Here is a 5872-nt window from a genome sequence, read left to right as displayed (position 1 = left end):
ACCGGCTTCAGCTCCGCCAGCGGTCGGGGTCTTGATAACCGGTAACCCTGGCCAAAATGGATGCCCAGGGTACGGACCTTTCTCAGGGTCTCGTCGCTCTCGATAAAGGTGGCAACGGTCTCCTTGCCTGCGGCTTCTGCAATACGATGCAGGGCATCCACCATTACTTGCTGAACCGGGTCATCTTCCAGATGATCCATCACCCGTCTGTCCAGTTTGATGATATCCACCGGCAGGTGGGCGGCCAGACTGTAGCTTTCCACCGAGGCGCCAGCGCCCTCCAACGCCACTCGGCAACCGATTCGATGCAGGGCATCGCAGAGCACGGCCACTTCGTCCGGATACTGGGTGGCATGGGCTTCCCGGATCTCCAGGCAGAAGCACTCCGCCCGGAACGGTGAGGGTGCCAGTAGCTGTTCCATGAAATCGGAAAAGGTGTCATCCAGTACCGAGGCCAGAGACAGGTTGAAGCCGCAGTATTTCAGCCTTGGTTCCAGCAGTCGGTGCTGCCCCAGCCAGTCCAGGGTCTGACGAATGACCTGACGGTCCAGCCGTTTGGCCAGGTCAAAGCGCTCGGCCAGGGGCAGGAACTGTCCAGGCAGGAGGGTGGTGTCGTCCGGCTCCTGGCCGGGAATGCGGCACAGTATTTCAATATGGTCGCCCCAGGTCACACTCGCCACCGGCTTCAGGGCCTGGAACTCAAGGATCAGTTGATGCTGGTCCAGAGCCTGGCGCAGCTGTTCCATCTGCTTGTCTGTGCCGGTATCGCCGGCGGCATCCGGTAGCGCATGGGCAGTGTGGATCCGGTTCCGGCCTGAGGTCTTGGCGGTATGGCACAGGTCTGCAGCCTGTGTGAGCAGCGTGTCGGCCCGCTCCGGCAACTCACTGTCCAGAATCAGCAGACCACCGCTGGTGCTGGTCTGCAGCGTTTGCCCCTGCCATTCAAACTTGAACTGGGCAATCTGTTCGCGGATTTCCTCGGCGATCTTTCTCGCTCTGGGTTCCGGGCAATTCTCGATGAACAGCGCAAAGGTATCGCCGGCCAGTCGTGCCAGAGCATCACGCTGTCGTACGCGCAGCCCGAGCATGGCGGCCAGTTCCCGCAGGTAGCGGTCGCAGGTGCCGCTGCCAGCGTCCTCGTTGAACTGTTCGAAGTTGTCCAGGTCCAGAAACAGCAGGCCGTCGGTGCTCTGGCGTTTGTGGCGATGGCCCATGGCCCGTTCCAGGTGTTCGATGAAGGAACGGCGATTCATCAGCCCGGTGACCGGATCGTGTCGCATGCGGTAATCGCTGTTGCTGGTGTGCTGGATCCGGTTGCTGATATCCCGTGCGACATGAACGGCCCCGGTGACCTCACCCCGGTCTCCGCGGATGCTCTGGAAGTGAAACTCGTAAATCGGCAGTCCCTCTCCCTGGCGGTTCAGGGGCATTTCTGCCACAAAATGCTCACGGTCGAAGGCCCGTTGCCATAGCCGTTCGATCAGTCTCCGCTCATTGGGGAAGTCCTTCAGAAGGCTGCGCAGGTTGTCTCCGGTCTTTGGCGTCAGGTCAAAGGCGTGTTGAAACTGCTGGCACCAGGGGGTGTTGAAATGCAGCAGCCTGAACTCGGTGTCGATGGCCACCACAAGATCAGAGGATGCGGCGGTCGTGGCTTGAAGAATCTGCTGAGCCTGTTGTTTTTCCAGATCGTGGACCATCGCCTCGCTGTGGTTGACCATCACGCCGCCGAGTTTTTGCACCCGGCCGCCGTTCTTCAGAGCACGGCCCGCCAGAGTAACCCGTTGTGGCCGTTGCCGGCTGGTGAGAATGGTCAGGTCCATGCTAAACGGCTGGCCGGTGCGGATGCAGCGCCTGAACATCGCTCGTACCCGGTTCTGGCCTGTCTGGCAGTAAAACAGCGCCTGTTCAGGCGTCAGTTCGCTGCCGGGTTTGAGCTCCAACAGGCGATACATGCCCTCGGACCAGCTGATTTCGTTGCTGGGCATGTCCAGTTCCCAGAGACCAAAGCCGGCATTCTGCTCCGCCAGTCGTTGAATCCGGCTATCCATGGCATCGCTGTCCCTGAGGGTAATCGAGGCGGTAGCGGCCTGGTCTGAATCCCGGATCTCCATTCGCAGCCCGAGCAGGGCAGTAAAGAAAAAGCCATCCTTGTGGCGGAACGTCACCAGCACTGTCTGGCCATTGTCGAGCCGGTGTCGGTGGGCGGGGGCGAAGGGATCGTCCTGGCGGGAAGCCAGAATATGCTGGACTTTCTGCCCGGTCAGATCGCTGATGTCGTAGCCAAACATGGTTTCTGCATGGCGATCAGCCTGGATGATCCGGCCATCGTCATCCACCCGAAGCAGGGTGGGCCGGATAACGGGGCCCGTCGGATCGGGCCGGTAGCGTTGAATCAGAAACTCTTTCACAGCTCGGGTGCCTCGCTCGGGCTGGCAGCGTGTTCACTGCCTGTGCTTTTATTTTTTTACAGGTTTTGCCACGATTCATTCATCATACTGACTATCTTGCCGAAAATAACCTCTTGCCGGAGCTCTCTTGACCGTTCACGCCGCGCCCATAGTTCTCGATTTCGAGGATGGAATCGACCGCAAGACGCTCAGGCGCCTGCGGGACCGGTTTCTGCTGGTTAACGAGCAGCGCTGGCGGCGGGCGTGCTCGGCACTGACTTACCGGCAGCAGATGGTGCTGGAGTTGTTGCCGCTGGTTTTTCACCGCAACCATCCGGCCTTGCCTGGCTATCTGGATGGTAACTGCCCGGACGGCTTCAATGGTTACACGCCCGGCCCGGAAGTGCTGGATGCGGCCCGCCGTTACGCCCGTAGCTTTCACTATCGTGATAAGGGCACTCGAAAGCCTGATCTGGACAGTCTGTTCCTGATGGGAAGCCCTGGCACCCTCGGCCACTCGGTGGCCAGTGATCTGGATGTCTGGCTCTGCCACCGTCAGGATTTGCCGGCGTCGGGCATTCGGTGCCTGGAGCGAAAAGCCGAAAAACTGTCGGAATGGGCCGGTGGCCTGGGGGTGGAGCTGCACGTGTTTGTGTTCTCTGCCGCCGATTGGCGGGCCGGGCGACAGCGCGTGGAAGTCACCGGGGAAAACTGCGGCAGCGCCCAGCATTTTCTGTTGCTGGATGAGTTCTACCGCACCAGCATTCACCTCGCCGGCCAATATCCGTTGTGGTGGCTGATCCCGGTAGACCGGGAGGCCGATTACGACCACTGCCGGCGACAGCTGGTGGAGTGTCGGTTTATCCAGGCCAGGGATTACATCGACTTTGGCGCGGTGCCGGACATTCCTCCCGCAGAACTGCCTGGCGCTGGTATCTGGCAGCTCTACAAAGGAATCGATGCGCCCTGGAAAGCCATCCTCAAGCTACTGTTGATTGAATGTTACGCCACCGACCGGGAGCGACCACTGCTCTCGGCCAGCTTCAAGCAGGCGGTTCACAATGGTGTGATCAGCGCCGATGCCCTGGACCCCTACGTGCTTTTGTACCAGAGACTGGAGCAGTGGTTGCTGGCCCGTGACGGCGCAGACCGGCTGGAGCTGGTACGCCGAAGCCTGTACCTGAAATCCGGCTTGCCGCTCAGCCGGGCGGGTATGGTGGGTGATCCCTGGCGGGTCCAGTTGTTGCGCAGTCTGGTTGAAACCTGGGGCTGGTCGTCGGAGGATCTGGGCCGGCTGGATGATCGTCAGCGCTGGTGTGCCGAGGAAGTGATGGGACTACGCCGGCGGGTGGTTGCCGAGCTTACCCACAGTTACCGCCTGCTTGCCAGATTGGCCCGGGAACAGGATGCACAGGCGTCGATCAGCGCCAATGACATCAATCTGCTGGGCCGCAAGCTCTATGCCGCCTTCCAGCGCAAGGCCGGTAAGGTCGAGCTGATCAATCCGGGGCTGGTGCCCTCGCTGGCAGAAGAGAACCTGTCGTTTCACCATCGCAGTGAACAGGGGGCAGCCGGAGACGGCTGGCTGTTGTACCGGGATCTTGAAGATCCGTCCGACGCCTTCTGGCAGCCGGTTATTCGCCGCGCCGGCAACCTGGCTGAGTTGCTTGTCTGGTGTTACTGCAACGGTCTGCTCAGTCGCAGTACACGGTTGAATGTGCGAGCGGGCCAGAGCGTGGCGTCGGTCAGCGAGTTGAAGGAAATACTGGATGTGCTGGCTGGTTTCCTGCCGGTGCCTATGCCCCCGGCGCCCCGCCAGGCCCTGTCCCGTGCAGTACGGCCCTTACGCAACCTGTTGTTGCTGAATGTGGCGGTGGACCCACAGGCTCATCTGACTGAGCGGGGGCTGCATAAACTCAGCGCCCGCAACGACTCGCTCGGGTTCAGTGGAGCCCGGGACAACCTGGTGGTGACCATCGACCAGATTACCCTGAACAGCTGGCACGAAGTCAGTCTGCAGCATTACGCGGCCGGGGACACCCTGATCCAGTGTTTGAAGAATGTGCTCGCTCAGGTGGCGATCAACCCTGCGGAATTGCCGGATATCCGAGTGATGGCGCCCAGCCGGGGGCACGGACAGGCCATTGCCCGGCGTGTGAGTGAGCTGTTTGCCGATGTGCTCCGACAGTTTTTTGCAGGCGGCACCGGCCCTCATCCCTTGCGTTATATCATCGAGATGGATCAGCGTTATTTTCTGCTCCAGTTCAATGGCCAGGAGCCGGGGTTTGTTGCCCTGGATAGCCGCGCGGCATTGATGGATGCCTTGTTCCAGCCCCAGGACAGTTTTCTGCCGGTGGTGCCGGATCGCTATGCTTTTCAGGATGCTCCCCTATTGAAAGCGGTATGTGAAGCCTCCGAAGCCGGTAACATCCAGGTATTCTGGCAGCTGCAGGGAGACCAGGGCCAGCTCTGGGTGGTGGATGAGTACGGCAGTCTGTGGCATCGCCAGCTGAAGGCCCAGCAACGCCGTCATCTACTGGCACCGTTATTGCGATTTCTGGACAGTGTTGTTGAGCGCCGGCAGTTGCGCCAGGCAGATAATCTGGAGCCGGTCGCCGGTATCCGGTGTTACGAACTGGTACTCAGGGATGGCCGATGGCAGGCCGATCCGAGACCAGAGCTGGTCGCCGGAATGCCCGTGTCCGGCCTCGAAGTGCAGGCGGTGGGCGTGCAACAGGGTGACAGCATTCTGCGCTTTGATCTGTATTGCAACGATCAGGAGTTTACCGTGCAGGAATATGGCGACCGTTTGATTCCAGCAGTGGCCCATTACATCCGCTCCCTGCGGCAGAGCCCGGACCCCTATCCGGTGTATCTGACTGACCTGCATCTGCCCCACGATCTCGACCCACAGCTGTATCAGCGCGATATCCAGACCAGCCAGTACCTGTTCTACCGGGCGCAGTTGGAAGATGCCCTTAACCAGCACCTGTCCTGATCATGTGAATCCTCGCGGTGCGGCCCGGGTGTCGGGTATACTTCGGCCATTATTCACTCAGGGGATTGGGTATGCAGCTTGGGCTTGTGCGCCGCCTGGCCGTCGCGCTCTCGGTGTTTGTGGTTTTGATGGTATCCGGTTGTGGCCAGAAAGGGCCGCTGTACCGGAACGCGCCGGTGCCCGACGCCGTACCATCGCAGACTGGTGACACCGCGGCAGCCGCAGAAGCGGGCGAGAATGCCGATGAGGACAATGAACGGCCCTGAGCCAGACCACCCCGACCTTAAGCTTTCAGGAACAGCATGGATCACTTCAATTACCGTAACGGCGAACTCTACGCCGAAGACGTTGCCGTTGCCGATATCGCCGAGCGCTTTGGTACGCCAGCCTACATCTATTCCCGGGCGACGCTGGAGCGCCATTACCGTGCTTACGATGAGGCCCTGAAGAATCGCCCTCATCTGGTGTGTTATGCGGTCAAGGCGAA

General features: G+C 60.4%; 3 protein-coding genes and 1 pseudogene. 3 read left to right on the top strand and 1 reads right to left on the bottom strand.

Going from position 1 to position 5872, the window contains the following annotated elements; all coding sequences use genetic code 11:
• Nucleotides 1–2408, bottom strand: a 2408-nt coding sequence (locus tag B3Y70_RS15665; RefSeq protein WP_288590065.1) for an EAL domain-containing protein, incomplete at its 3' end; no start/stop codon positions are given.
• A 127-nt stretch (nt 2409–2535) separates the two neighbouring features.
• Between B3Y70_RS15665 and B3Y70_RS15660 the strand changes: the two genes are divergently transcribed.
• The 3 genes and pseudogenes from B3Y70_RS15660 to B3Y70_RS15650 all read left to right on the top strand — a co-directional run.
• Nucleotides 2536–5385 carry a class I adenylate cyclase gene (locus B3Y70_RS15660; RefSeq protein WP_286714575.1) on the top strand — a complete coding sequence of 950 codons (2850 nt, stop codon included), beginning with the start codon at nt 2536–2538 and terminating at the stop codon, nt 5383–5385.
• A gap of 71 nt (nt 5386–5456) precedes the next feature.
• Nucleotides 5457–5651 (top strand): LPS translocon maturation chaperone LptM, encoded by a 195-nt coding sequence (gene lptM, locus B3Y70_RS15655; protein WP_286714574.1) that lies wholly within the window; start codon nt 5457–5459, stop codon nt 5649–5651.
• 36 nt (nt 5652–5687) lie between these two features.
• Nucleotides 5688–5872 (top strand): annotated as a pseudogene (locus B3Y70_RS15650) (diaminopimelate decarboxylase); the annotation flags it as partial.

Origin of the sequence: Marinobacter sp. UBA5687, from assembly GCF_002420325.1 — a bacterium.
Lineage (GTDB): Bacteria > Pseudomonadota > Gammaproteobacteria > Pseudomonadales > Oleiphilaceae > Marinobacter > Marinobacter nauticus.
Note: the sequence above shows the minus strand (reverse complement) of the source record. Positions and strands in the feature narration are given on the sequence as shown.

What these genes read in the sequence shown, in the direction of transcription:
- lptM (WP_286714574.1), top strand. Translation starts at nt 5,457, where the DNA reads ATGCAGCTTGGGCTTGTGCGCCGCCTGGCCGTCGCGCTCTCGGTGTTT.